The sequence below is a fragment of the Streptomyces sp. Ru71 genome (assembly GCF_002920535.1).
GTDB lineage: Bacteria > Actinomycetota > Actinomycetes > Streptomycetales > Streptomycetaceae > Streptomyces.
Genome location: NZ_PQSS01000105.1, coordinates 1 through 23,676, shown reverse-complemented (window position 1 = coordinate 23,676; position 23,676 = coordinate 1). Strand labels below are relative to the sequence as shown.

The following is a 23,676-nucleotide window of genomic DNA, read 5'->3' as shown; positions in this document are numbered from 1 at the left end:
GGGACGTCGAGAACGCCAGGAGCGCCGGGGGCGCCGGGGGCGCCGGGGGCGGGGGCGCCAGGCGCCCCGGGGCTGGAAGCGCCGGGCGCCGCAGGAGCGCCGGCGGCGTCGCCAGGTGCGGCGGCGGCCGGTGCTTCGCCGCCGTCCCCGCCCGGACCGGCGTCCACGCCACCCGGCGCGGGCGCACCCGACCCGGTCCCCGGAGTCGGCGCCGGCGCCGGCGCCGGACCGCTTCCCTCCGGGTTCTCCGCGTCCAGCAACCTCACCGCGTGGCGGCCCAGTTGGGCGACCAGGGTGCTGGGGAGCCAGGGGTCGCGGGAGCGGCCGTCGCTGACGGTGTCCTCCGCGCCGGTGTGCTCCAGGACGTGGGCCAGCGGCGGGCGGGCCGCGGGGTCCTTGCGCAGGCAGGCCCGGACCAGGTCGGCGATGCCCTCGGGCACGCCCTGGAGGTCGGGTTCCTCCTGGGCGATCCGGTACATCAGGGCATGCGCCCCGCTGTCGGCGGAGCCGAAGGGGAGCGAGCCCGTGGCCGCGTAGGCCAGCACCGAGCCGAGGCAGAAGACGTCGCAGGCCGGGGTGATGCGGTCGCCGCGCACCTGTTCGGGCGCCATGAAGCCGGGCGAGCCGACGAGCGAGCCGGTGCGGGTGAGGTGGTCCCCGGCCGGCGTCTCCAGCGCCCGCGCGATGCCGAAGTCGATGACCCGGGGGCCGTCGATCGTCACCAGCACGTTGGAGGGCTTGAGGTCGCGGTGGACGATCCCGGCGGCGTGGATGTCCTGCAACGCGTGCGCCAGCCCGGCCGCCAGGATGCGCACCGAGCGCTCGGGCAGGGCCCCGTGATCGTGACCGACGACCCGCTCCAGGCTGGGCCCGGCCACGTATCCGGTGGCCACCCACGGCACGGCCGCCTCGGTGTCCGCGTCGAGCACGGGGGCGGTCCAGTACCCGCCGACCCGCCGCGCGGCCCGCACCTCCTGCCGGAACCGCGCCCGGAACTCCTCCTGCGCGGCCAGTTCCTCGCGCACCAGTTTCACGGCGACCGTGCGCCCCCGGTCCGAACGGGCCAGGTACACCTGTCCCATCCCGCCCGCCCCGAGCCGCGCCAGCAGCCGGTACGCACCGATCTGCCGCGGATCCCCCGGACCCAGCTTCTGCATGCCGCGCCCTCCCCCCTGTCCAACGGATCCACGATAGTGCCGGGTCGGCGCAGGTGGGCGGGCCGGTGTCTACGGTTGCGTAACAGCCCCGTCCAGGTCGTCGAGAACCGTCGACAGCCGCTCCAACAGCTGGACGGCCTGGGCCAGTTCCGCCTCTCCGAAGGCCTCGGCCAGCCGGTCGGCGAAGGCCGCGTGCCGTGGGCCGATGCGGGCGACGGCCGCGCGCCCCTCCTCGGTGGGCGCGAGGAGCTTGGCCCGGCGGTGGGCCGGGTTGGGCCGGTACTCGGCCAGGCCCCGCTCCACCAGCAGGTCGGCGATCCGCTGCACGCTCTGCCGGGTGATCCCCATGGCACGGGCGATCCCGGCGACCGGCAGCGGTTCGGTCAGTACGGCTCCGAGCACCTGCCACCAGGCGGCGGTCAGCCCGGCCGGCCGGGCCAGTTCCTCGGCGACGGCGAGGAACTGGCCGTTCAGCCGGAAGACGCCGAGCGCGCTGCGGCTGAGCAGGTCCTGACGTGCTCGGCTCACCGGGCCCCCGCCTGCTGCAGCTCGGCGTACGCCTGGGCGTCGGAGTCGTGGAAGAGGCGGTACCAGGCGTCGATCACGCTCTCGTCGAACGCCCCGAGCAGCCGGAAGATCTCGCGGGCGAAGGCGACGGGCTCGGTGGGTCCGGCGGTGACCAGCAGGCCGTCGGTGACGGCGTCCGCCTCCACGTACCGGTCACCGCCCGCGTATCCGGTGGCCGCGAGGTACTCGGCCGCGCCACTGGTGTGGGCGCGGTCGTCGAAAAGTCCCGCGCGGGCCAGTCCGGCGGTCGCGCCGCAGATCGCGGCGACGGGGACGCCGGCGTCCAGGAAGGCGCGGGCGGTCCGGGCGAAGGGTGCCAGCGGATCGCCGTCGGCGTTCCAGTCGTTGGCGCCCGGAAGGATCAGCAGGGAGGCGTCCTCGGGCCGTACGTCGGCCAGGGCGAGGTCGGGCTGGATGCGCAGGCCGCCGATGCTGGTGACGGGTTCGCGGGTGGGGCCGACGGTGCGGACGGGGAAGCCGGCGAGCGCGAGGTGGGCGGTCGCGTGGCCGGTCTCCCAGTCGGCGAGGGTGTCGTAGACGGCGACGTACACGGGCTTGCGTTCGGTGCTGTTCATGACTGCCTCCAGTCAACCCACGACGAATATGACAGCAGACTGTCACTTAGACAGTCTGCTGTCAACTATGCCGACATCGACAAACTGTCGTGGAAAGCCCCTGTCCACAGACAGGACGCCGATACCGCTTCCGCATCGCGGACATTTACGCTCGCGGTCATGACCCCTCATCTGCCCGACCCCCAGACCGGCGCCGCCGTGAAGGCCGCGGACCGCGCGCACGTGTTCCACTCCTGGTCCGCGCAGGACCTGATCGACCCGCTCGCCGTCGCCGGTGCGGAGGGGTCGTACTTCTGGGACTACGACGGCAAGCGCTACCTCGACTTCACCAGCGGGCTCGTCTACACCAACATCGGCTACCAGCACCCGAAGGTCGTCGCCGCGATCCAGGAGCAGGCGGCGACGATGACGACGTTCGCGCCGGCCTTCGCGATCGAGGCGCGGTCGGAGGCGGCCCGGCTGATCGCCGAGCGCACCCCGGGCGACCTGGACAAGATCTTCTTCACCAACGGCGGCGCCGACGCCGTCGAGCACGCCATCCGCATGGCCCGGCTGCACACCGGCCGTCCGAAGGTGCTCTCGGCGTACCGCTCGTACCACGGCGGCACCCAGCAGGCGATCAACGTCACCGGCGACCCGCGCCGCTGGGCCAGCGACACCGGCACGAACGGCGTCGTCCACTTCTGGGCGCCCTTCCTCTACCGCTCCCGCTTCTACGCCGAGACGGAGGAGCAGGAGTGCGCGCGGGCGCTGGAGCACCTGGAGACGACCATCGCCTTCGAGGGGCCGGCCACGATCGCCGCGATCGTCCTGGAGACCGTGCCCGGCACGGCCGGGATCATGGTCCCGCCGCCCGGCTACCTCGCCGGGGTGCGGGAGATCTGCGACAAGTACGGGATCGTGTTCGTCCTGGACGAGGTGATGGCCGGGTTCGGGCGCACCGGTGAGTGGTTCGCGGCCGACCTGTTCGGCGTCGTACCGGACCTGATGACCTTCGCCAAGGGCGTGAACAGCGGATACGTCCCGCTGGGCGGTGTGGCGATCTCCGGTGAGATCGCCGAGACCTTCGGCAAGCGGCCCTACCCCGGCGGGCTCACCTACTCCGGGCACCCGCTGGCCTGCGCCGCCGCCGTCGCGACGATCGAGGTGATGGCCGAGGAGGGCGTCGTCGAGCACGCCAAGCGGCTCGGCGAGACGGTGCTCGGCCCCGCGCTCGCCGACCTGGCCGAGCGGCACAGAAGCGTCGGCGAGGTGCGCGGCGTCGGCATGTTCTGGGCGCTGGAGCTGGTGCGGGACCGCGAGACCCGCGAGCCGCTGGTGCCGTACAACGCGGCCGGCGAGGCGAACGCCCCCATGGCGGCCTTCGCGGCGGCGGCCAAGGCGCACGGCGTGTGGCCGTTCGTGAACATGAACCGCACCCATGTGGTCCCGCCGTGCAACGTCACCGAGGCCGAGCTGAAGGAGGGCCTCGCGGCGCTGGACGCGGCGCTGTCGGTGGCCGACGAGTACACGAAGTAGCTCCCCCGCGAGGCGGACCGCGCGGCCGCCGAACGCGTAAGGTGGCGTGCTCGTAGATTCGGATACGAGCACGCCACCTACGCGCGTTGTGGAAGGAGCCCACGCGACCATGCCCGGCAGTACCGGCAGCGGCGCCGTCACCCGCAGCACCCTGCGGCAGCAGATCGCCGACGCACTGCGCGACGAGGTGCTGGCCGGCCGGCTCAAGCCCGGGCAGGAGTTCACGGTGAAGGAGATCGCCGAGCAGTACGGCGTCTCCGCGACACCGGTGCGCGAGGCGCTGGTGGACCTCGCCGCCCAGGGCCTGCTGGAGGCCGACCAGCACCGCGGCTTCCGGGTGCACGAGTACTCCGTCGCGGACTACCGCGGCATCATCGAGGCCCGCAGCCTGGTCGTGGAGGGCATGTTCACCGCCCTCGACAACGGCCACAAGGGCTACCGGGACCTGCACGAGCCGCAGGTGGCGGCCGCGGCGGCCGGGGTGCGGCGGCGGGCCGAGGAGGCGCAGCGGGCGGCGCGGGCCGGTGACCTGACCGTGCTCATCGGCTACGACCTGCGCTTCTGGCGCGAGCTGAGCGCGCTGTTCGGCAACCCCTACCTCGCCGACTTCCTGCACCGGCTGCGGGTGCAGTCCTGGGTGTGCGCGGTGCAGCATCTGCGCCTGCTCGACGATCTGCGCGGCCACCTGTGGTCGCGCCACACCGAACTGGTCGACGCCCTGTCCCGGCGCGACACGGCTGCCGCCCGGTCGATCGTCATGTCGTACAACCAGCACTCGCTCACGCTGATCGAGCAGCTCGCGGCGCGCAAGGCCACGGAGAGGGACGCGCGGGGGATCGACGGCTGACCGGGACGTACCCGGCCTTACGGGCGTGCCCGGCAGCGAATACGCTGCCCTGACCATCGCGTGAGCTGTTGCTGTGTGAGGAGCTCCTTTTGGCCTGTGACCTGTGGCTGGTACCGCTCGTCGACGTGTTGTGCCACGCGCCCGACAACCCGTTCGCCGAGGAACTCGCCCAGTACAACGCGGCGCTCGCCGAGGCCGGGCTGCCGCCGGTGCCGGTGTACCAGTACATGCCGGGCCTGTCCGGCGACGTCGCCCCGGTCGCCGGATTCGACTACGACGCCCTGCACTTCCTGCGCCGGGCCCATATGCTGCAGCTCTGCGGGCTGCCGGTGACGCCGGTGGACGAACTGGGCGGCGACTACGAGCAGTTGCTGGAGATGTTCGAGACGACGGCCCAGCAGTCCCACCTGGTGTGGCACTACGACCACGCCGGAGCGTACGTTCCGCTGGACTTCCCGCACCCCCTGTCCAACGACGAACTCCTCGCGGGTGGCGGGCCCTTGGGCTCCTCGCAGGGGCTCCTCCGGGAGCTGGAGCAGGTCGCCCCGGCGCTCGGCATCGACCCGGCCAACCCGCCGACGCCGCCGCAACCGCCCCTGGGCCCCACGGAGTTGGAACAGCCGGCCGCGCCGGCGCCGTACGATCCCAGCCCCTTCGCCCGCGAACGCCATGTGTGGCTGGGGCTGCACGCTGCGGCGACGCGGAGTCTGGCGCAGGGGTCGATGATCGTGTTCAGCTGACGGTCACCCGCCGCCGAGCTGGGACAGGCCCTTCTGCAGGTCGTCGAGGTTCATGATCGGGGTGACCTCGACATAGGCGTTCAGGTCGGTGAACAGGGGGTCGAGGGTGGGCGGGATCTGCGAGCTGTCGGCCATCTCGACCACCAGCAGCATCGTCCGGTGGCCGTCCAGGGGGCCGAAGTAGGCCGCTTCCGGCTTGATGCGCTCCAGGGCGTTCTTCACGAGGTCCGGCATCTTGCCGCTGCGGATGGCCTCGTTGCCCCGTTCCGTGTCCACGTTGGCCTTGACGAGCAGGCGCATCGCACTCACCTTCTCCACGGTCGATGCACGCCCCTACAACACCCACCCTAAGCCCGCCGAACGCCCCCCGCTCGCCGACACCGCCTGGCCCAGGGCGCGTTGAGCCGGCCGGGGGCGTTGAGGCACCCGGTGCCGCAGCCGGCCGGGGACACGGGACTGCAGCCAACCAAGGGGCGCGGGGAACTGCGCGACCAGCCACGACGCGACCCGCAGACGAAACTCAAGCGATCCGCCGGATCTCCGGAGGCCACAGCACGCCTTCCGCCAGGAGCAGCGCCGGGCCCAGGTGGACCGGGCACAGGTGCAGCGGGGGGCGGCGATAGCGGATCACCTCGAAGCGGGCCCGTTCTCCGCACTCGGTGCCCTCGACCTCTCCGCCGTACGGGCCCCGGCACGGCGCCTCGCGGAGGGCCATGACCCGATTGGACCACGAAACGGGCGCCCCCGCTTGCCGAGGGCGCCCGTCAGCGCTATGTCTCTACGTCTCTACGGCCTACAGGAACGAGTTGATCTCGATCGTCTCGTCCCGCCCCGGACCCACGCCGATCGCGGAGATCGGAGCGCCGGACATCTCCTCCAGCGCCTTCACGTACGCCTGCGCGTTCTTCGGCAGGTCGGAGAACGACTTCGCCTTGCTGATGTCCTCGCTCCAGCCCGGCAGCATCTCGTACACCGGCTTCGCGTGGTGGAAGTCGGTCTGCGAGTACGGCAGTTCCTCGACCCGCTTGCCGTCGATCTCGTACGCCACGCACACCGGGATCTGCTCCCAGCCGGTGAGGACGTCGAGCTTGGTCAGGAAGAAGTCGGTCAGACCGTTGACCCGGGTCGCGTAGCGGGCGATCACCGCGTCGAACCAGCCGCAGCGCCGGTCGCGCCCGGTGGTCACGCCCCGCTCGCCGCCGATCCGGCGCAGCGCCTCGCCGTCCTCGTCGAACAGCTCGGTCGGGAACGGGCCGGCGCCGACACGGGTCGTGTACGCCTTGAGGATGCCGATCACCCGGCTGATCTTCGTCGGGCCCACGCCGGCACCGGTGCAGGCGCCGCCCGCGGTCGGGTTCGACGAGGTCACGAAGGGGTACGTGCCGTGGTCGATGTCCAGCAGCGTGCCCTGGCCGCCCTCGAAGAGCACGACCTTGTCGTCCTCCAGGGCCTGGTTCAGGATCAGCACCGTGTCGGCGACGTACGGCTTGATCTTCTCGGCGTAGCCCAGCAGCTCCTCGACCACCTGGTCGGCGGTGATGGCCCGCCGGTTGTAGAGCTTGGTGAGGATCTGGTTCTTGACGTCGAGGGCCGCCTCGACCTTCTGGTGCAGGATCGACTCGTCGTACAGGTCCTGCACCCGGATGCCCACGCGGTTGATCTTGTCCGCGTAGGTCGGCCCGATGCCGCGCCCGGTCGTGCCGATCTTGCGCTTGCCGAGGAAGCGCTCGGTCACCTTGTCCACGGTGACGTTGTACGGCGTGATGATGTGCGCGTTACCGCTGATGAGCAGCTTGGACGTGTCGACGCCGCGCTCGTTCAGACCGCTCAGCTCGGAGAGCAGGACCGACGGGTCGACGACGACACCGTTGCCGATGACCGGCGTACAACCAGGGGAGAGGATTCCGGAAGGGAGGAGGTGGAGTGCGTACTTCTGGTCGCCCACGACGACCGTGTGGCCGGCGTTGTTGCCGCCCTGGTAGCGCACTACATAGTCCACCGATCCACCGAGCAGGTCGGTGGCCTTCCCCTTGCCCTCGTCACCCCACTGAGCACCGAGCAGCACAAGTGCGGGCACGCGCGTACACCCCTTCCGGGCGGGGCATGTCCAAGGTCAGGGGCGTACGCGGAAGGGTTCCGCCGCGTGCACCACGGCCGTCGTTGGCCGCTACCGTCGGACCGGATGCCCCGGAATAGACGAAGCCCCTGGCGCAATAGCGCAAGGGGCTCTTGCACAAAGATGCTACCCGAGGAAGCGAGGCATGACCGAGGTGGCGACCTTCGCGATGTCCGACCAGTTGTTGGTGATCATCGATCCGGTCGCCCGGAGGACGGACGGAGAGTCCGTCCGGATCGCGAAAGACGTGCTCAGCGCGGGTGCGGCGGCGAAGGTGTGCCTGCCGCAGGGCCCGGAGGAATTCGCCCGGATGCTGCTCCGTCGGGGGTCGCGCAGGCCGGTCGTGATCGGGGACGACCGGGCGCTGGCCCGGGCGGTGTCGCTGTTGCACCGGCGCCGGGAGCTGGCCGGATGCGCCCTGTCGGTGGTGCCGGTCGGGGCCCGGCTGTCGGTGGCGGGGGCGCTCGGCGTGCCGACGGGCGCGGTGGCGGCGGCGCGGGCCGTCCTGGAGGGCGCGGAGCGGCGGCTGGACCTGCTGGTCGACGACAGCGACGGGGTGGTGCTGGGCGGGCTGCGCATTCCGCCGGTGCGGGAGGCTCCGCCGGTCGCGGACGACGCGGAGGCGGAACGGCCGTGGCTGCGCACCTGCCGCTCCCTCGTGCACGCGCTGGTGCCCGCCCGCCCCACCACCCGGCCGGCCCCGGTGGACGGCCCGGCCCGGCTGCGGGTGGAGGTCGACGGGGAGCTGCTGGTGGGCGCGGAGCATCCGGTGGCGGGCGTGTCGGTCACGCCGGGGACCATGGGAGTGGCGGAGGTCGAGGTGCGGCCGGTGTCGGTGGGCGCGGAGGCCACGCCGCTGCGGGCGGAGGGCCGCCGGGTGACGGTCACCGGCGCGGACTTCCGCTACCGGGCGGACGCGACGGTCTCGGGCCCGGTACGGCGCCGGACCTGGACGGTCCTGCAGGGGGCGTGGGCACTCACGGTGCCTGCGGCGGGCTGATCATTTCCCGAAGCGTTCCTGCTTGTAGGCCCGCCACCGCTCCATCATCGCGGCGACGTCCTTCTCGATGAACTCGAAGAAGGCCAGCGTCTCGGCGAGCCGGGCGCCGGCCGGGGTACCGGCGCCGAGGCTGTCGACGCCCTCGCGCAGGGCGTCCTCCCACCGCTTGATGATCGCCTCGCGGTTGGTGAGCGCCTCGTACCACTGGTCGCTGTGCACCCGGTACCGCTCCCGACGTGAGCCGGGCTCCCGCTCGCGCGACACCATGTGCACCTGGGACAGATAGCGCACCGCGCCCGACACGGCGGCCGGGCTGATCCGCAGCTGCTCGCCCAGTTCGGCGGAGGTCAGCGCCCCGGTGTCGGAGGCGAGCAGCGCGGCGAACACCCGGGACGGCATGCGCGGCATGCCCGCCTCCACCAGCTGCGCCGCGAAGTGCTCGACGAAGCGGGAGACCGCCTCGGGGTCCCGTCCGTCCTGCCGCTGCGCCGTGTCGTCGACCATGCCCCCAGCCTAGCGTCCGTTTCCACGCTTCCTTAACTTCACAAATTTCTGAAAAAAGCGTAGCCTCAGAAACATGACGAAGGCCATCTCGGTGTCCGGACTGCACAAGTCCTTCGGCCGCACCCACGCCCTGAACGGGCTCGACCTGGCCGTGGAGGCCGGCGAGGTGCACGGCTTCCTCGGTCCCAACGGCGCCGGCAAGTCCACCACCATCCGCGTTCTGCTCGGCCTGCTGCGCGCCGACTCCGGTGCCGCGCAGGTGCTGGGTCACGACCCCTGGGCGGACGCGGTCGAGGTGCACCGCCGTATCGCCTACGTCCCCGGGGACGTGACCCTGTGGCGCAACCTCTCCGGCGGCGAGGTCATCGACCTCTACGGCCGGCTGCGCGGCGGACTCGACCCCCGGCGCCGCGCCGAGCTGATCGAGCGCTTCGAACTGGACCCGACCAGGAAGGGCCGCACCTACTCCAAGGGCAACCGGCAGAAGGTCGCGCTGGTCGCCGCGTTCGCCTCGGACGTGGACCTGCTGATCCTGGACGAGCCGACCTCCGGGCTCGACCCGCTGATGGAGGAGGTGTTCCAGCGCTGCGTGGCCGAGGAGCGGGAGCGCGGCCGGACCGTGCTGCTGTCCTCGCACATCCTCAGCGAGGTGGAGGAGCTGTGCGACCGGGTGAGCATCGTCCGCGCGGGGCGCACCGTGGAGACCGGCTCCCTCGCCGAGCTGCGCCACCTCACCCGCACCAGCGTCACCGCCGAACTCGCCGGCCCGCCCGACGGACTCGCCCACCTGCCCGGCGTGCACGACCTGGACGTCCGGGGCCGCCGGGTCCGCCTCCAGGCCGACACCGACAAGCTGGACGCCGTCCTGCGCTCGCTGGCCGCCTCCGGCGTGCGGTCGCTGACGTCGACGCCGCCGACGCTGGAGGAGCTGTTCCTGCGCCACTACCAGGAAGACCGGGACGAGGTGGCCCGATGACCGCGCTGACCGGCACCGCCGTCCTCACCCGCGTCGCGCTGCGCCGCGACCGGCTGACGACCCCGGTGTGGATCGCGGTGAACACCCTGATGGTCCTGTCGATGCCGAACACGCTGAAGGGCCTGTACGCCACCGACGCCGACCGCGCCGACCTGGTGCGCCAGATGTCCGCGAACTCCTCCCTGCGGGCCATGGTCGGCCCCGTCTTCGACGACTCCCTGGGCGCGCTCACCGCCTGGCGCGTCGGCGTGTACGCCGGGGCGCTCGCGGCCGTGACGAGCCTGCTGATCGTCGTACGGCACACCCGGGACGAGGAGGAGAGCGGACGGCAGGAGCTGGTCGCCTCCGGCATGGTGGGCCGGCGCGCGTCCCTGACGGCGGCCCTGCTCACGGCGGCGGTGGCGAACGCGGTACTGGCGCTGCTGCTGGCGGCGGGCCTCGCGGCCCAGGGCACCGCGGGTGCGGTGGCCTTCGCGCTCGGCGTCGCGGGCACGGGTCTGGTCTTCGCCGCCCTGGCGGCGATCGTCGCGCAGCTGACGGAGAGCGCCCGGCTCGCGCGCGGTCTCGCGGCGGCCGCGCTGGGTGCCGCGTTCGTGCTGCGCGCGGCGGGCGACGCGGCGCGGGACGACGGCTCGTCGGCGCTGACGTGGCTGTCGCCGCTGGGCTGGCTGGAGAACGTGCGCGCCTTCGCCGGAGAGCGGTGGTGGGTGCTGGTGCTGTTCGCGGCGGCGGTGCTCGCGCAGGCGGCGGTGGCGTACGTCCTCGCCGGGCGCAGGGACGTCGGCATGAGCTTTCTGCCGACCCGGCCGGGACCGGCGTCCGGCCGTCTGGGCACGGCGGGCGCACTGGCCTGGCGGCTGCAGCGCGGCAGCGTGCTGGGCTGGTCGGCCGGCTTCCTCCTCGCCGGGGTGGTCTACGGCGGGATGACCGAGGGCGCGGCGGACCTGGTCGGGGACAACGCGCGGGCCCGCGAGATCTTCGAACGGATGGGCGGGCAATCGGGGCTCACGGACACGTTCCTGGCGTCGATGATCGGCGTGATGGGCCTGGTCGCCGCGCTGTACGTCGTCGCCTCGGTGCTGCGGCCGCACGGCGAGGAGACCTCGGGCCGGGCCGAGCCGGTTCTCGCCTGCCCCGTGGGCCGCCTGCGCTGGGCCGCCGGCCACCTGCTGATCGCCTTCGGCGGCTCGGCGCTGCTGATGCTGCTCACCGGCCTCGGTTTCGCCGCCGGTTACGGCAAGGAGGCGGGCCCGATCCTGGGCGCCTGCCTGGCCCAGGTGCCGGCGGTGTGGGTGATCGGCGGCGTGGCCGTCCTGCTGTACGGGCTCGTCCCCCGGGCGGCGACGGCGGCCTGGGCCGTCGCGGGCGCCGCGCTGCTGCTCGGCTGGGTGGGCCCGGCACTGGACGCCCCGAGGCCGGTCCTGGACCTCTCCCCCTTCGCCCACCTGCCCAAGCTGCCGGGCGGGGAGATGACGTGGGGGCCGGTGGGGGTGCTGCTGGGGCTGGGGGCGGTACTGGTCGCCGGGGGGCTGGCGGGGCTGCGGAGGCGGGATGTCGCGGGGTGACTCAGTCGGCGTACCGCTTGAGCCTGCCGAAATCACTGGCGATCAGCGAAGCGGGTGGTCAGCCGAGCGGGTGATCAGCCCACCGCCACCCGCAGCCCCTCCAGCCCCCGGATCACGAAGTTCGGCTTGCGCTTCGGCTCGGCGGTGAGGGTGAGGGTCGGGGCCTTGGTGAGCAGGGCCTCCATCGACGCGGCCAGTTCGATACGGGCCAGCGGGGCGCCGATGCAGTAGTGGATGCCGGCGCTGAAGGAGATGTGCGGGTTGTCGCGGCGGGTGAGGTCCAGGCGGTCGGGGGCGGTGAAGACGGCCGGGTCGTGGTTGGCGGAGCCGAAGAGCATGGCGATCTCCGCGCCCCGGGGGATCGTCGTGCCGTCGATCTCGATCTCGTCCAGGACCCAGCGTTCGAAGAGCTGGAGCGGGGTGTCGTAGCGCATCAGCTCCTCGATCGCCGTGGGGATCAGGGAGTGGTCGGCGCGCAGGGCGGCGAGCTGCCCGGGGTGGCGGAACAGCGCGTACCAGCCGTTGACCGTGGCGTTGACGGTCGCCTCGTGCCCGGCGTTGAGCAGCAGGACCGCCGTGGAGATCATCTCTTGTTCGGTGAGGCGGTCGCCCTCGTCGTGCGCGGCGATCAGGCCGGAGATCAGGTCCTCGCCTGGCTCCTTGCGGCGCGCGGCGATCAGCTCGCGCAGGTAGTCGGAGAACTCCACCGACGCCCGCACGGCCTTCGCCGCCGTCTGCTCGGACGGGTTCAGCTCGTACATCCCGCAGATGTCCGCCGACCAGGGGCGCAGCAGGTGCCGGTCGCCCTGCGGGATGCCCAGCATCTCGGCGATGACGGCGACGGGCAGCGGCTCGGCGACGTCGGTGAGCAGGTCTCCGCCGCCCCGCTCGACGAGCGCGTCCACCAGCTCCCCGGCGAGCCGCCGGACGTACGGCTTGAGCTGTTCCACGGTCCTCGGCGTGAACGCCTTGGACACCAGCCGCCGGATCCGGGTGTGGTCCGGCGGTTCGAGGTCGAGCATGCCGTGGTCGTTGAGCGTGTGGAACGGCTCGTGCTCCGGCGGGGGCGGGGTGCGCCCGAACTCCTCGTGCGAGAAGCGGTGCAGATACGTCCGCCCCAGCCGGCGCTCGCGCAGCAGCGCGGCCACGTCCGCGTGGTGCGGGACCAGCCACTGGTTCGTCGGCTCGTAGAAGAGCACCCGGCCCCGCTCACGCAGTTCGGCGTAGGCGGGGTAGGGGTTCTGGACGAACTCCGGGTCCCAGGGATCGAAGGCGAGATCGGTCACCGCTGACATGCAGGGACGCTAACGCGCGGGGCGGCCCGTGACCAGGGGGCGGCCCGTCGGCCGACGGCGGCGACCGGGGTTCCGGTTGCTCAGTTCTTGCTCAACTTCGTTGTCTTCGGGCGGGGCTGTTCTACAAGATCACCTCTGTCGTGGTTGCCCCGCTCCGACCGCCCGACCAGCGGTCACCAAGAGGGGGCGGACCGCGCCGTGCCTGTCTGACCAACGGGCACCACCTGCACAACTGCACAAGAGGGGAACACCGACGTGACATCGTCGACCGCCATACGCGCCGCCGCCGTCGTGGCCACCGCAGCGATGGCTCTGGGGGTTGCGGCTCCGCTGGCCGAGGCCACGGAGGCGCAGAGCCTGGCACGCACCACCGTCACGAGCACCGACGAGCCGACGTTCACCGCGGCCGAGGTGCGCGATCTCATCGAGCGGATGAAGGCCGACGGGGGCTCCGACACCGCCGAGATCGCCCAGTTCGAGGCCTACGCCGACCGGCTGGAGGGCAAGGGCCCGACCAAGCCGATGCCGGGATTCGGCTGGAGCACCATCGTCCGCAAGCTCGTCGTGGCCGGCTTCCGGCACGGCGGCGTGTGGCTGGGCAAGGTGCTCAAGCGGGTCTCGCCGAAGGCCGCCAAGTACGCCTCCAAGCACGGCAACAAGATCGCCGACGCGATCGACGCCGTGGAGAACTGGGGCGAGCACGCGCTGGCCCTGGCGCTGATGAAGGCCGGCCTGCCGCACGACATCGCCGGCGACCTGGCCAAGGCGATCATCATCATCGCCGCGTAAGCGAGGGCAGCCGGATGGATGACGAACCGTCGACGCCTGGGGAGAAGCGGCTCGCCCGCCTCGTCCTGGGGGGCCTTGTGCTGTTCGTGGCCGGGCTGGTCGGGCTGGTGTTCCTGCTCGTCCTGCTCGTCACGGCGGTGGCCTTCCCCGACGCGGTGGAGTTCGACGGGGTCCTGCCCGTCGTCTGGGCCCTGCTGCTGATGGGGCCGTGCGCCGCCGTCGCCATGGCGATCACGGTGCCGGCGCGTGCGCTGGTGCGTGCCTCGCTGAACCCGTCACCGTCCGTGGCCCGCGTCTGCGACGGCGTCTTCGGCTGGCTGTCGGCGTTCCTCGTCGGCGTGATGCTGCTGGAGTGGACGCCGGGGGTTCGCGCCCACTCCCTGCTGCCGGCCGTCGCCGTGGCCACCGTGGGCGTGCTGCTGGAACCGCTCGCCGACCGGCTCGGCGGCAAGAAGCAGGGCGGCGGGGACGCCCGCTGACCCGGCCCGCAGTGCGGCCCGGCGGGGACGCCCGCCGGGCCGCGACCGGGCCTGCTGCCCGCGCCGGCCCGGACCTGGCGCCGGACGCGGCGGGTCCCGGCCGTCAGCCCGGGGTGACCAGGCGGGTCTCGTAGGCGAACACCGCCGCCTGGGTGCGGTCGCGCAGGCCCAGCTTCACCAGGATGCGGCTGACATGCGTCTTGATCGTCGACTCGGCGACCACGAGCCGCTCGGCGATCTCCATGTTCGACAGGCCCTGCGCGATCAGCACCAGCACCTCCGTCTCCCGTTCCGTCAGCTCCCCGTACGTCTGTGCCGCCGACGGCAGCCTCGGGGCCTCGGTCAGCCGGGAGAACTCGGTGATCAGCTGTCGGGTCACCGACGGCGCCAGCAGGGCCTCGCCGGCCGCCACCACCCGCACCCCGTCGGCGAGTTGACGGGCCGAGGCGTCCTTCAGCAGAAAGCCCGAGGCTCCCGCGCGCAGCGCCTGGTACACGTACTCGTCGAGGTCGAACGTCGTCAGCACCAGCACCTTGGCCGCCGCGTCCGCCGCGACGATCTCCCGCGTCGCCTCGATGCCGTTCAGCTCGGGCATCCGGATGTCCATCAGCACGACGTCCGGGGCGAGTTCGCGTACCCGGTCCACCGCCTCCCGGCCGTTGACGGCCTCGCCGGCGACCTCGATGTCCGGCATCGCGTTCAGCAGGACCGAGAAGCCCTCCCGGACCATCATCTGGTCGTCCGCGATCAGTACCCGGATCGTCATGCGGCACCCTCCGCCGCCACCGTGACCGGCAGGAACACCGCCACCTCGTACCCGCCGTCGGCCAGGGGACCCGCCGTCATCTCGCCGCTCAGCATCGTCACCCGCTCCCGCATGCCGGTGATACCGTGCCCGGCGCCCGGGGAGGGCTTGACCAGCGAGGGGTTGGGCGGCGGGCCGTTGACTATGCGCAGGCCCAGCCCGCCGAGGACGTACCCGATCTCCACCCGGGCGCCCGCACCCGGCGCGTGCCGCAGCGTGTTGCTCAGCGCCTCCTGCACGATCCGGTACGCCGACAGCTCCACCCCCTGCGGCAGCTCGCGCACCGCGCCCGTCACCGCCTTGTCCACGCCCAGCCCGGCCTCGCGCACATTGGCCAGCAGCGCGTCCAGGTCGGCCAGCGTGGGCTGCGGCGCCTCCGGGGCCTCGTAGTGCTCCGCCCGTACGACGCCCAGCACGCGCCGCAGCTCGGTCAGGGCCGCCACCGCGTTCTCCCGGATCGTGGCGAACGCCTTCTCCAGCTCCTCCGGCGGGTTCTGCACCCGGTAGGGGGCGGCCTCGGCCTGGATGGCGACGACCGACATGTGGTGGGCGACCACGTCGTGCAGCTCCCGCGCGATGGTGGTGCGCTCCTCCAGCAGCGTGCGCCGCGAGCGCTCGTGCGCGGTGACCGTCTGCTGCGCGGTCACCTCCTGCTCGGCGTCCCGGCGGATGTGCCAGACGGTGACGGCGAGCAGCACCACCGCCGACAGGAACAGCATCGGCGTGGTGGTCGTGTCGTAGAAGACGGACCGCGGCAGCCCCTCGGCCATCAGCCCGAACACCGCGGTGATCAGCCACATCCAGGCGGCGGTACGCGGCCGGGTGCGGATCGCGACGACCGTCAGCACGCTCAGGTGCCCGGCGAAGCTGCCCGGCTGCCAGGGCCAGCCGTCGAAGTCGGTGCCGATCACGCCGATCACCGGCGTCGAGGCCAGCGACAGCCAGAACGCGCCCACGGGCCGCACCAGCGTCAGCAGCACCGCGCCCGCCGGGACCAGCGCCAGCAGCGCGTACAGCGCCGTCTGCGTCGTCGTGACGCCGGCCATCAGCGTGATGAAGGCGAGCACGACGACGACCGCGTGCGGCGCCCGGCCCGCGTACCGCCGCAGCCGGGGCGGCAGGCCGCGCACGAACGGGCCGTCGGTGGGCCTGCTGGGCAGAGGGCGGTAGGCGAAGGCGTCGTGCAGCAGGTCCTGCCGCAGTCCGCGCAGCGCCTCCACGGCCGCCCGGACCTCCGGGCTGCGCGGCTTGTACGCGGCGTACCCGCCGTCCGCGTCGCGCGGCGGTGTGCTGTGCGTGGGGGTCGTCTCGGTCACGCTCCACACGGTAGGCCGGGCCGGGTGTCGCGGTCGTCCCCAGTGAGAGGGGTCCTGGCGGGTCCCTCTCAAGTACTACGGGTACCGGCCGGACCGGCGCGCGTCAGTAGCCGGACGGCCGCACCAGGCCCGACTCGTAGGCGAACACCGCCGCCTGGGTGCGGTCGCGCAGGCCCAGCTTCACCAGGATGCGGCCCACATGCGTCTTCACGGTCTGCTCGGCGACGACCAGGCGCTGGGCGATCTCCGCGTTGGACAGGCCCTGCGCGATCAGGGCCAGCACCTCCGTCTCCCGCTCGGTGAGATCACCGACCCGTTCCTTCAGCGGCGCGCGCGGGGCGCCGTCGAGACGGGCGAACTCGGCGATCAGCCGCCGGGTGATGCCGGGCGCGAGCAGCGCGTCCCCGGCCGCCACCACCCGCACCGCCTCGGCCAGCTGGTCGGCGGAGGCGTCCTTCAGCAGGAACCCGGCCGCGCCGGACCGCAGCGCGGCGTACACGTAGTCGTCGAGGTCGAAGGTGGTCAGCACCAGCACCTTCACCTCGGGCGTGGCCGCCTTGATGCGGCGGGTGGCCTCGATGCCGTCCATCTCGGGCATGCGGATGTCCATCAGCACGACCTGCGGGGCCAGCTCCGCCACCTTCGCCACCGCGTCCCGTCCGTCGACGGCCTGCCCGATCACCTCGATGTCGGGCTGGGTGTTGAGCAGCACGGTGAAGCCCTGGCGGACCATCTGCTGGTCGTCGGCGATCAGTACGCGGATCGTGCCGCTGCTCATGGGAGGTCGTCTCCTGGTTTCGGGAAGATGAGATGCGTCTCGGGGTTGTACGGCGGCTCGGACCTCTCCCCACGCGGACGGCCGTCACGGGGCAGGAACGCGGAGACGGCGAACCCGCCGTGCAGGGTCGGCGTGTAGACCACGTGCCCGCCCAGCATCGAGGCCCGCTCCCGCATGCCGAGCAGCCCATGACCGGTGCCCGGCGACTCGGACGCGGGCCGCGTGGGGCGGGAGTTGATGATGCTGAGGAAGAGACCGTCCGGGAAGTGGACGACCTCCACGCGGACGGCGGAACCCGGCGCGTGCCGCATGGCGTTGCTCAGCGACTCCTGCACGATCCGGTACGCGGACAGTTCCACACCCGGCGGATACGGCACCGCCCGGCCCTGGATGTCGGTTCTGACCTCCAGGCCGGCCGCCCGGGTGTTCTCTATGAGGCTGTCGAGCTGGTCGAGGGTGGGCTGCGGGGCGTCGGGCACGGCAGCCGCCACGTCCCCTCCCTGCCCGAGCATCCCGAGGTCGTCGGGCAGCTCGGAGCGCAGCACCCCCAGCACCCGGCGCAGCTCGGTCAGCGCCTCCAGCGCGTTCTGCCGGATGCCGGCGAGGTTGTCCTTCAGCTCCTGCGGCGGGTCCTCGACCAGCAGCGGCGCCACCTGGGCCTGGATGGAGATGACCGACATGTGGTGGGCGACCACGTCGTGCAGCTCCCGGGCGATCCGGTTGCGCTCCTCCAGCAGCGCGCGCCGGGCCCGCTCCTCGGCGGTCAGCGTGGTCTGCTGCTCCAGCTGGACGCGTGCCTCGCGGCGACCGCGCAGGGCTGTGCCCAGCACCACGACGACCGAGCAGAGGACGATGGCGAGCACCCCGGTCGGCGTGTAGTCGGCGGCGCCCCACAGGCCCTCCAGGACATACGTGAGGAACACCGTCACGGCCAGCGCCTCGACGGCCACCCGGGTGCGCACCCGCAGGGCGAGCAGCAGCAGCACGGCCATGTGCCCGATGATCGCGGCCGACGACCAGGGCCAGGTGAAGTCGTGGGCCTCGCCGGCCATCAGATGGGTGTGCGCGACGACGGCGCCCACCAGGGCGCCCGCCATGGACAGCCACCACGCCGAGACCGGCCGCCACAGCGCGAGCACCACCGCTCCGCCTTGCGCAAGCCCGATCAGGAACGCGAGCTGCGGGCCCACGCCGTTGTCCGCGAGCTGCGCCGCCGCGCCCAGGGTCACCCCGAACGCGATCAGGCACAGCAGGCCGTGCGGGAACCAGCGCAGCCACACGAACGGCGGCAGCGGGTCCGCGCGCAGGGTCCACAGGTCCTCACGCAGCACGCGCAGCCCTCGCCGTGCGCGGTCCACCCCCGTCTCGATCACGCGGTCCAGCCTAGACATGACGCGCCTCCCCCAACGTCCCCCGCTCCACGGGCCGGTGGCCCCGGACCACCCGCGACTCCCCCCGGACACTCCTTTGTTCATGCCGCCGGAAGGCGATCCAGCACACGGCGAGCGCCACCGCGAACACCGGCAGCCACAGCAGCCGGGCCGCCACCCAGCCCAGGCCGTCCGGCGCGGTGTGCAGTCCGGGCAGCCGCCCGGCGAGCAACGCCCCGGCCGTGGTGGCCATCAGCGCCGTCTGATGCCACAGGAAGATGGTCATCGCGGACAGATTGACCAAGGCCACCACCGCCCAGGCCCCCGGCCGCCGCAAGGCGGTGCGCAGCCTCCCCCGCAGCAGCAGGGCCAGGCCGCACTGGGCCAGCCCGAACGTGACGGCGGCCAACGTCGGCGGATCGAGGTTGGACACGGTCGCCCCCGGCACCCCCACCATGGACGCCGGATATTCCGCCCACGCCACGAGCACCACGGTCGCCACCGCACCCCCGGCCAGCAGCAGCCACCCGGCCCGCCGACGCTCCAGCTCACCCCTCGTCCACGCGGCCCCCAGCGTGTAGGGCACCATCCAGCCCGCCGCCACATTCACCCAGCCGAGCCAGGCCGGGCCACCGAGTCCGAAGCGCCACAGGTCCACGTGCAGGACGACGGCGAGCGGCCACAGCGGGTTGAGCCGGGTCAGCAGTGGGGTCGCCGCCGTGAGTCCGGCGAACACCAGCAGGAACCACAGGGGTGACAGCGCCAGCTTCACCAACGTGTGCACGGTCGTCAGCTCCGCCCCGGTCACCACCAGCAGCACTGCCGCCACCGTCCACAGGGTGAGCAGCGCGGCCACCGGCCGGAACAGCCGGCCGAGCCGCCCCGCCAGCCACCGCCGGTACGGAACGCCCCGCTGCCGGGCCGCCGCCAGACTCGCGGTGGCGGAGTGTCCGCCGACCAGGAAGAACACGGCAAGGGTCTGGAACAGCCAGGAGACCGGCGCCAGCCAGGGCATCGACCGCAGGGGGCTCGCGGTGTGCAGGGTGCCGCCGTCGGCGACCAGCGCGGTCACCAGCCAGTGGCCGAGCATCACGCCGAGGATGGCGCCGGCCCGCAGCGCGTCCACGGCCCGGTCCCGCGTGGCCGGGGTGGCCGCGTCGATCTTGGCGGCCAGCTCGCGCAGCCGTGTCCGCTCACGCACGGGACACCTCCGCCTGCTCACCGAGCACGATCCGGGCGAGGTTGGCGAGGGCCTCCGAGCCCGGCCGGAAGTAGTCGCTGTGACCACCTCGGCCGGCTGCGAAGACCCGGGCGCCGAACGCCGGGGACACCGGGTCCGTGCCGAAGCCGACCGTCGCTCCGGGCAGGTCCACGCGGACGTGCGGCACCTCGGCGACCCAGTCGTCGCTGCCGCGCCCCGCCCACACCCGTGCGGTGGTGTGCAGCGCGGTGACGTCGTCTGCCCCGGTGCCAGGGCTGCCGACCAGGGCTATGTCGTCCACGTCCAGCCCGTCGGCCGCGCGACCGCAGACCACCGAGCCGTAGGAGTGGCAGAGGAGGCTGACGTGGGCCGTCCGGCCGGCTATGGCATGCAGTTGCCGTACCAACCTCTTCAGTTCCGGAGCCGCCTGCTCTGCTCTGCCCGCCGTGAGGACCGTGGTGCTGACCGTGCCCGGGGTGTCGTAGCCGAGCCAGGCGACGACTGCGGTGACCGTGCCCGGCGGTGCCTCTTTGGCGAGCCGGGCCGCGAGCGCGGTCGCCGTCGCGCGAAAGCGGGCGTAGGTGTCGAGGGAGGTGTCCGAGCCCGGCACGAGCACGGCTATCCGGTCGGCCCCGGCCAGGTCACCGAGCACTTCCGTCACGCGGCCCGGGCCCCGGCCGTCGAAGGCGAGCAACTGCCGCGTGGGATCGGCGAGCGCACGCTCCGTCTCCGCCCGGCCGCCGTCGCCGTGCCCCGCGGCCATCCGGGCCGCCTCCAGCGCGTTGGCCCGGTTCGCCGCGTACGCCTGCGGCAGCGTGGCGGCGGTTGCCGGGCCGAGGCTCGCCGGGGCCGGGGCCGGGATCTGTGGCCGGGCCGCGGCGGAGAGGGGCAGTACGACGGCGGTGGTGATCAGTGCGGCCAGCAGTGCGCGGAGCAGCCCCCGGCCTCGCCGCGCCGGGCGCTTTCGCGCGCCGTAGTCCCCCGTGTCCATCGTCGCCTCCCTGCCGTGCCACCCGCCCATCGGGCCTGCCTGGCAAGGAAGTTACGGAGCCCGGCGTGTCCCCCGCGTCACGCCTTGGAGCTCACCTGCGGCGTAGCTCTCAGGTATTACGGGTACGACGGGGCTCCGCCTTGAGGTGCTCGACGAAGGCGGTGAAAGCGGGGACGGGGAAGGAGAGGGTGGCGCGGGCCGGGGCCTTGGAGTCGCGAACGGCTATACGGGTGGGGAGTCCGGCGAGGTTCGGCTCATAGCTCCCTTGTCGGCAGCCGGGGCAAGTACGTGTGGTGCGAGCTGGCCGCGGCCTGAGCCGACAAATCAAGCCACCGCTCCCACACCAAACCTTTACGATCGCGCCATGTCGATCACGCCACGGTCCATACCGGTCCTGCACGGCCGAAGAAACACCTCGCTCCAGTTCGAGGGAGAGGCGGTGATCCTGCGACGGGGCGACGAGGAACGGCACATACCGCTGGCGGCGATCGCCTCCGTCCGCAGCGACGGCCGCGCCGTCGAGGTCCGGCTGACCGCTCCCTACGGCAGCAAGCCCGCCGTTCACCGGATCGAGGACGTCAGCGAGGCGGCCGGCGCCGCCTTCGCCGAGTCCGTCAACGGCGCCCTGGCCGACGTGGAGTCCTCAGCCCCCGACGGGTCCGCCCTCGTCACGGTCCGGGGCCTCGAAGCCGGCGGCAGGAAGCGGCGGAGGATCAGGTACGGGGTGGGCGCACTGATCCTCCTCCTCATCGCGGAGACCGTGATCGTCTCGGTCGCCGGAGACCCCGAACTCTCCGTCCCCCTGTGGCTGGGCGGCCTCGTCGTCGCCGGCCTGGGCGTCCCGGCCGCGCGCTGGCTGCCGTTCGACAAGCCGGACTGGCGCCTGCGCAAGCACGGCGTCACGGTGGTGGCGCAGTACCAGGGCTTCATCGACGGCATGCACGTGTACGACTACACCGACCTCGACGGCAAGAAGTTCGCGTACGCGCACGTGGCCTTCCGCGGCGAGCAGGTGGAGATCGTCTACGACCCCCACGACCCCCTCGTCGGCACCGAGCGGACGTTCGTCCTCCCACGGGGAACCCAGCTGATCCCGTCGCTCCTCGCCGGCATCCCCGCCGTGATCATGCTGGTCCTCGTCCTGCTCCTGCCCGTCGCGGCCCTCACCGGCTGACCGACGCCGGTCACCACGCCAGCTGGGCGATCTCCTCCGCGACCACCGCGCACGCGTCCGCCGCCGGGTCGATCAGCGGGAAGTGACCCACGTCCTCCAGCAGCGTCAGCCCCACCATCTCCCCCGCCTTCGCCGCCGCGTCGGCGTACGCCTCGGCGACCGCCTGCGGCACATCCACGTCCCTGCGCCCCTGCACCAGCGTGGTGGCGATGCCGGTGGGCAGCAGCAGGGACGGATCGGCGTACGGCCGCCGCTCGCCGAACCACTCCTCCCCGCCCAGCAGTTGACGGGCGGCTCCCCCGCACACGTCCAGCTTCTCCGCCACCGCGAAGTCCGCGATCGGGGCGAGCGCGACCACGCCGCGCAGGGCGGCGGGGCCGTCGGTGCGCCACGGTGCGTCGGCGGGCAGGACGTGCCGGGCCGCCGCCCACAGCGCGAGGTGGCCGCCGGCCGAGTGGCCGGTGACGACCGTACGGCGCGGGTCGGCCTGCGGGACCGCCTCCCTGACCAGCGCCGGAAGCGCGTCCAGCGCGGCGGCGACGTCGTCGAACGTCTCCGGCCAGCGCCCGGCGACGGCCGTGTCCCCCTCCGCGCTGCCCCGCCGGTACTCCACGCTCGCCACGGCGAACCCGCGCCGGGCCAGGAAGTCGGCGAACGGGCTGATGTGCCGCCGGTCGTACGGCGCCCGCCAGGCACCGCCGTGCAGGACGGCGACGAGAGGGGCGGGGCCGCCCGGGCCGGCCTGGGTGCGCGGGGCGTAGAAGTCGATCACCTGGTCGGGGTGGTCGCCGTAGGCGGCGGTGGCGTCGGGGTCGACGGGCGGATGCGAGAAGGCCGACTCCTCCTCTGCGGCGGCCCGGGCTGCTGCGACGTCGTCCGGCATGCTCCAACCTTCCAGCGAAGAAACGTATTCGGCGGACCAGATGAGACGGACCAGGTGGAAAACATCGGCCGTTGGCCGGGACGGTATCAGGCCCGTGACGTGCGCGGACCCGGGGATGTCACGCTCGGTGAGGGTTAAACGGTTCTGCTGTTTCGTTACGCTGACGGGGTAACCCGTCCGTGCACCAAGGAGGCCGTTATGTCCGCCGAACCCGGCACCGTACGTCCCGGTGGACGCACCGCCCGTGTCCGCGCCGCCGTGCTGCGGGCGGCCGGGGACGTGCTCGTGGAGCACGGCTTCGACCGGCTCGACCTCGCGGACGTCGCACGGCGCGCGGAGGTCGGCAAGACGACCGTGTACCGGCGGTGGGGCTCGGTCACGGGGCTGGTCGCCGACCTGCTCGCGGACATGGCGGAGCAGTCGCTGCCCCGGGAGGAGACCGGCACGGTCCTCGGCGACCTGCGGGCGAACGCGTCCCTGGTCCAGCGGACGCTGGCCGATCCCCGGCAGGGGGCGCTGTTCCGGGCGGTGATCGCGGCGGCGGCGTGCGACGCGCGGACGGCGGGGGCGCTGCGGCGGTTCTACGAGGTGCGGGTGGCCGAGTGGGCGCCGTGCGTGGAACAGGGCGTGGCCCGGGGCGAGTTGCCGCCGGGAACGGACCCGCACGCGGTCGTACGAGCGGTCTCGGCCCCCCTGTACTACGAGCTCCTGACGACCGGGGTGGTCCCCGATCCCCCCGCGGCGGAGCGCGCCGCGCGGGCGGCATACGAGGCGGCGAAATCCGGGGTGTACGTCGACTGAAGCGGGCTCTCGTGTCGGGCTGGGGGGGTGGGCCAACCACCCGGCGCGTCTAAGTGCCCGGTGCTGCTGGCCGGGGGTGGGTTGCGCAGCCCGGCGCGACGGGGTGCTGCTGCGCCCACCCGTGCCGCCCCAGCGGCACGACTGCCCGCAGCTACGGAGTGGGAGAGCCGCCGACGGCGAGAAGGGGCCGGGGTGGGGGGTGTCCGCCCGCAGCGGCCGGCACCGCCAA

Annotated in this window: 26 protein-coding genes; 10 read left to right on the top strand and 16 right to left on the bottom strand. The window is 72.9% G+C overall.

Annotated elements, in window-relative coordinates:
- From C3489_RS34950 to C3489_RS34940, 3 genes are all read right to left on the bottom strand, one after another.
- The coding region (locus C3489_RS34950) for a serine/threonine-protein kinase (protein ID WP_258055084.1) at positions 1 to 1,157 on the bottom strand (1,157 nt) is incomplete at its 3' end.
- Between the two features lie 69 nt (positions 1,158 to 1,226).
- Positions 1,227 to 1,685, bottom strand: coding sequence for a MarR family winged helix-turn-helix transcriptional regulator (locus tag C3489_RS34945; RefSeq protein WP_103786157.1), 459 nt, complete (start codon positions 1,683 to 1,685; stop codon positions 1,227 to 1,229).
- Entirely contained in the window at positions 1,682 to 2,299 is a 618-nt protein-coding gene (locus C3489_RS34940; RefSeq protein ID WP_103786156.1) for a type 1 glutamine amidotransferase family protein, read from the bottom strand. The genes C3489_RS34945 and C3489_RS34940 overlap by 4 nt, the downstream gene beginning before the upstream one ends.
- Before the next feature lie 159 nt (positions 2,300 to 2,458).
- Here C3489_RS34940 and C3489_RS34935 point away from each other — a divergent pair, with 159 nt between their 5' ends.
- The 3 genes from C3489_RS34935 (at position 2,459) to C3489_RS34925 (ending at position 5,404) form a co-directional block, all read left to right on the top strand.
- On the top strand, positions 2,459 to 3,817 hold the full coding sequence (locus C3489_RS34935) for an aspartate aminotransferase family protein (RefSeq protein WP_103786155.1): 1,359 nt from the start codon (positions 2,459 to 2,461) through the stop codon (positions 3,815 to 3,817).
- Between the two features lie 109 nt (positions 3,818 to 3,926).
- Positions 3,927 to 4,664, top strand: coding sequence for a GntR family transcriptional regulator (locus C3489_RS34930; protein WP_103786154.1), 738 nt, complete (start codon positions 3,927 to 3,929; stop codon positions 4,662 to 4,664).
- An 89-nt stretch (positions 4,665 to 4,753) separates the two neighbouring features.
- Positions 4,754 to 5,404, top strand: coding sequence for a hypothetical protein (locus C3489_RS34925; protein WP_103786153.1), 651 nt, complete (start codon positions 4,754 to 4,756; stop codon positions 5,402 to 5,404).
- A 3-nt stretch (positions 5,405 to 5,407) separates the two neighbouring features.
- Here C3489_RS34925 and C3489_RS34920 read toward each other — a convergent pair whose 3' ends face one another.
- The 3 genes from C3489_RS34920 to C3489_RS34910 form a co-directional block, all read right to left on the bottom strand.
- Entirely contained in the window at positions 5,408 to 5,704 is a 297-nt protein-coding gene (locus C3489_RS34920) for a hypothetical protein (protein ID WP_103786152.1), read from the bottom strand.
- Between the two features lie 220 nt (positions 5,705 to 5,924).
- Positions 5,925 to 6,119: a hypothetical protein gene (locus C3489_RS34915; protein WP_103786151.1), complete on the bottom strand. Its 195-nt coding sequence runs from the start codon at positions 6,117 to 6,119 to the stop codon at positions 5,925 to 5,927.
- Positions 6,120 to 6,197: 78 nt separating this feature from the next.
- Positions 6,198 to 7,481: an adenylosuccinate synthase gene (locus C3489_RS34910; RefSeq protein ID WP_103786150.1), complete on the bottom strand. Its 1,284-nt coding sequence runs from the start codon at positions 7,479 to 7,481 to the stop codon at positions 6,198 to 6,200.
- Positions 7,482 to 7,665: 184 nt separating this feature from the next.
- Here C3489_RS34910 and C3489_RS34905 point away from each other — a divergent pair, with 184 nt between their 5' ends.
- Complete coding sequence (locus tag C3489_RS34905; protein WP_103786149.1) at positions 7,666 to 8,520, top strand: diacylglycerol kinase; 855 nt, start codon at positions 7,666 to 7,668, stop codon at positions 8,518 to 8,520.
- Here C3489_RS34905 and C3489_RS34900 read toward each other — a convergent pair whose 3' ends face one another.
- A complete protein-coding gene (locus C3489_RS34900; RefSeq protein ID WP_103786148.1) occupies positions 8,521 to 9,024 on the bottom strand; it encodes a GbsR/MarR family transcriptional regulator in 504 nt (167 codons plus the stop codon).
- Between the two features lie 73 nt (positions 9,025 to 9,097).
- Here C3489_RS34900 and C3489_RS34895 point away from each other — a divergent pair, with 73 nt between their 5' ends.
- Positions 9,098 to 10,000, top strand: coding sequence for an ABC transporter ATP-binding protein (locus C3489_RS34895; RefSeq protein ID WP_103786147.1), 903 nt, complete (start codon positions 9,098 to 9,100; stop codon positions 9,998 to 10,000).
- Positions 9,997 to 11,565: an ABC transporter permease gene (locus tag C3489_RS34890; protein ID WP_103786146.1), complete on the top strand. Its 1,569-nt coding sequence runs from the start codon at positions 9,997 to 9,999 to the stop codon at positions 11,563 to 11,565. The genes C3489_RS34895 and C3489_RS34890 overlap by 4 nt, the downstream gene beginning before the upstream one ends.
- 74 nt (positions 11,566 to 11,639) lie before the next feature.
- Here C3489_RS34890 and C3489_RS34885 read toward each other — a convergent pair whose 3' ends face one another.
- Complete coding sequence (locus C3489_RS34885) at positions 11,640 to 12,860, bottom strand: cytochrome P450 (RefSeq protein WP_103786145.1); 1,221 nt, start codon at positions 12,858 to 12,860, stop codon at positions 11,640 to 11,642.
- A 255-nt stretch (positions 12,861 to 13,115) separates the two neighbouring features.
- Between C3489_RS34885 and C3489_RS34880 the strand changes: the two genes are divergently transcribed.
- Positions 13,116 to 13,649, top strand: coding sequence for a hypothetical protein (locus tag C3489_RS34880; protein ID WP_258055083.1), 534 nt, complete (start codon positions 13,116 to 13,118; stop codon positions 13,647 to 13,649).
- A 14-nt stretch (positions 13,650 to 13,663) separates the two neighbouring features.
- Positions 13,664 to 14,128: a hypothetical protein gene (locus C3489_RS34875; RefSeq protein ID WP_146075389.1), complete on the top strand. Its 465-nt coding sequence runs from the start codon at positions 13,664 to 13,666 to the stop codon at positions 14,126 to 14,128.
- Between the two features lie 103 nt (positions 14,129 to 14,231).
- On the opposite strand, the gene C3489_RS34870 is transcribed toward C3489_RS34875, so the two are convergent.
- The 7 genes from C3489_RS34870 to C3489_RS40105 form a co-directional block, all read right to left on the bottom strand.
- Positions 14,232 to 14,894, bottom strand: coding sequence for a response regulator transcription factor (locus tag C3489_RS34870; RefSeq protein WP_103786143.1), 663 nt, complete (start codon positions 14,892 to 14,894; stop codon positions 14,232 to 14,234).
- Complete coding sequence (locus tag C3489_RS34865; RefSeq protein WP_181139968.1) at positions 14,891 to 16,249, bottom strand: sensor histidine kinase; 1,359 nt, start codon at positions 16,247 to 16,249, stop codon at positions 14,891 to 14,893. The genes C3489_RS34870 and C3489_RS34865 overlap by 4 nt, the downstream gene beginning before the upstream one ends.
- Positions 16,250 to 16,352: 103 nt before the next feature.
- On the bottom strand, positions 16,353 to 17,027 hold the full coding sequence (locus C3489_RS34860) for a response regulator transcription factor (protein ID WP_103786141.1): 675 nt from the start codon (positions 17,025 to 17,027) through the stop codon (positions 16,353 to 16,355).
- Positions 17,024 to 18,418: a sensor histidine kinase gene (locus C3489_RS34855; protein WP_181139967.1), complete on the bottom strand. Its 1,395-nt coding sequence runs from the start codon at positions 18,416 to 18,418 to the stop codon at positions 17,024 to 17,026. The genes C3489_RS34860 and C3489_RS34855 overlap by 4 nt, the downstream gene beginning before the upstream one ends.
- Positions 18,411 to 19,598, bottom strand: a complete 1,188-nt coding sequence (locus tag C3489_RS34850) for an acyltransferase (protein WP_258055082.1) — start codon at positions 19,596 to 19,598, stop codon at positions 18,411 to 18,413. Before C3489_RS34850 ends, C3489_RS34855 begins: the two co-directional genes overlap by 8 nt.
- Positions 19,591 to 20,589: an alpha/beta hydrolase gene (locus C3489_RS34845; protein ID WP_103786139.1), complete on the bottom strand. Its 999-nt coding sequence runs from the start codon at positions 20,587 to 20,589 to the stop codon at positions 19,591 to 19,593. Before C3489_RS34845 ends, C3489_RS34850 begins: the two co-directional genes overlap by 8 nt.
- Before the next feature lie 109 nt (positions 20,590 to 20,698).
- Positions 20,699 to 20,914, bottom strand: coding sequence for a DUF397 domain-containing protein (locus tag C3489_RS40105; RefSeq protein WP_103786158.1), 216 nt, complete (start codon positions 20,912 to 20,914; stop codon positions 20,699 to 20,701).
- Positions 20,915 to 20,953: 39 nt separating this feature from the next.
- Between C3489_RS40105 and C3489_RS34835 the strand changes: the two genes are divergently transcribed.
- Entirely contained in the window at positions 20,954 to 21,763 is an 810-nt protein-coding gene (locus C3489_RS34835; RefSeq protein WP_146075388.1) for a hypothetical protein, read from the top strand.
- Positions 21,764 to 21,773: 10 nt separating this feature from the next.
- Here the strand turns inward: C3489_RS34835 and C3489_RS34830 are convergent, their stop codons facing one another.
- Entirely contained in the window at positions 21,774 to 22,646 is an 873-nt protein-coding gene (locus tag C3489_RS34830) for an alpha/beta hydrolase (protein ID WP_103786137.1), read from the bottom strand.
- A gap of 198 nt (positions 22,647 to 22,844) precedes the next feature.
- On the opposite strand from C3489_RS34830, the gene C3489_RS34825 reads away from it, so the two are divergent.
- Positions 22,845 to 23,447 (top strand): TetR/AcrR family transcriptional regulator, encoded by a 603-nt coding sequence (locus C3489_RS34825; RefSeq protein ID WP_103786136.1) that lies wholly within the window; start codon positions 22,845 to 22,847, stop codon positions 23,445 to 23,447.
- The last annotated feature ends 229 nt before the right edge of the window (positions 23,448 to 23,676 follow it).

Coding starts and splice junctions, on each gene's coding strand:
- C3489_RS34915 (WP_103786151.1), bottom strand. CDS start 6,119: ATGGCCCTCCGCGAGGCGCCGTGCCGGGGCCCGTACGGCGGAGAGGTC.
- C3489_RS34900 (WP_103786148.1), bottom strand. CDS start 9,024: ATGGTCGACGACACGGCGCAGCGGCAGGACGGACGGGACCCCGAGGCG.
- C3489_RS34935 (WP_103786155.1), top strand. CDS start 2,459: ATGACCCCTCATCTGCCCGACCCCCAGACCGGCGCCGCCGTGAAGGCC.
- C3489_RS34835 (WP_146075388.1), top strand. CDS start 20,954: ATGTCGATCACGCCACGGTCCATACCGGTCCTGCACGGCCGAAGAAAC.
- C3489_RS34870 (WP_103786143.1), bottom strand. CDS start 14,894: ATGACGATCCGGGTACTGATCGCGGACGACCAGATGATGGTCCGGGAG.
- C3489_RS34855 (WP_181139967.1), bottom strand. CDS start 18,418: ATGTCTAGGCTGGACCGCGTGATCGAGACGGGGGTGGACCGCGCACGG.
- C3489_RS34825 (WP_103786136.1), top strand. CDS start 22,845: ATGTCCGCCGAACCCGGCACCGTACGTCCCGGTGGACGCACCGCCCGT.
- C3489_RS34895 (WP_103786147.1), top strand. CDS start 9,098: ATGACGAAGGCCATCTCGGTGTCCGGACTGCACAAGTCCTTCGGCCGC.
- C3489_RS34860 (WP_103786141.1), bottom strand. CDS start 17,027: ATGAGCAGCGGCACGATCCGCGTACTGATCGCCGACGACCAGCAGATG.
- C3489_RS34830 (WP_103786137.1), bottom strand. CDS start 22,646: ATGCCGGACGACGTCGCAGCAGCCCGGGCCGCCGCAGAGGAGGAGTCG.
- C3489_RS34885 (WP_103786145.1), bottom strand. CDS start 12,860: ATGTCAGCGGTGACCGATCTCGCCTTCGATCCCTGGGACCCGGAGTTC.
- C3489_RS34940 (WP_103786156.1), bottom strand. CDS start 2,299: ATGAACAGCACCGAACGCAAGCCCGTGTACGTCGCCGTCTACGACACC.
- C3489_RS34890 (WP_103786146.1), top strand. CDS start 9,997: ATGACCGCGCTGACCGGCACCGCCGTCCTCACCCGCGTCGCGCTGCGC.
- C3489_RS34905 (WP_103786149.1), top strand. CDS start 7,666: ATGACCGAGGTGGCGACCTTCGCGATGTCCGACCAGTTGTTGGTGATC.
- C3489_RS34875 (WP_146075389.1), top strand. CDS start 13,664: ATGGATGACGAACCGTCGACGCCTGGGGAGAAGCGGCTCGCCCGCCTC.
- C3489_RS34930 (WP_103786154.1), top strand. CDS start 3,927: ATGCCCGGCAGTACCGGCAGCGGCGCCGTCACCCGCAGCACCCTGCGG.
- C3489_RS34845 (WP_103786139.1), bottom strand. CDS start 20,589: ATGGACACGGGGGACTACGGCGCGCGAAAGCGCCCGGCGCGGCGAGGC.
- C3489_RS34920 (WP_103786152.1), bottom strand. CDS start 5,704: ATGCGCCTGCTCGTCAAGGCCAACGTGGACACGGAACGGGGCAACGAG.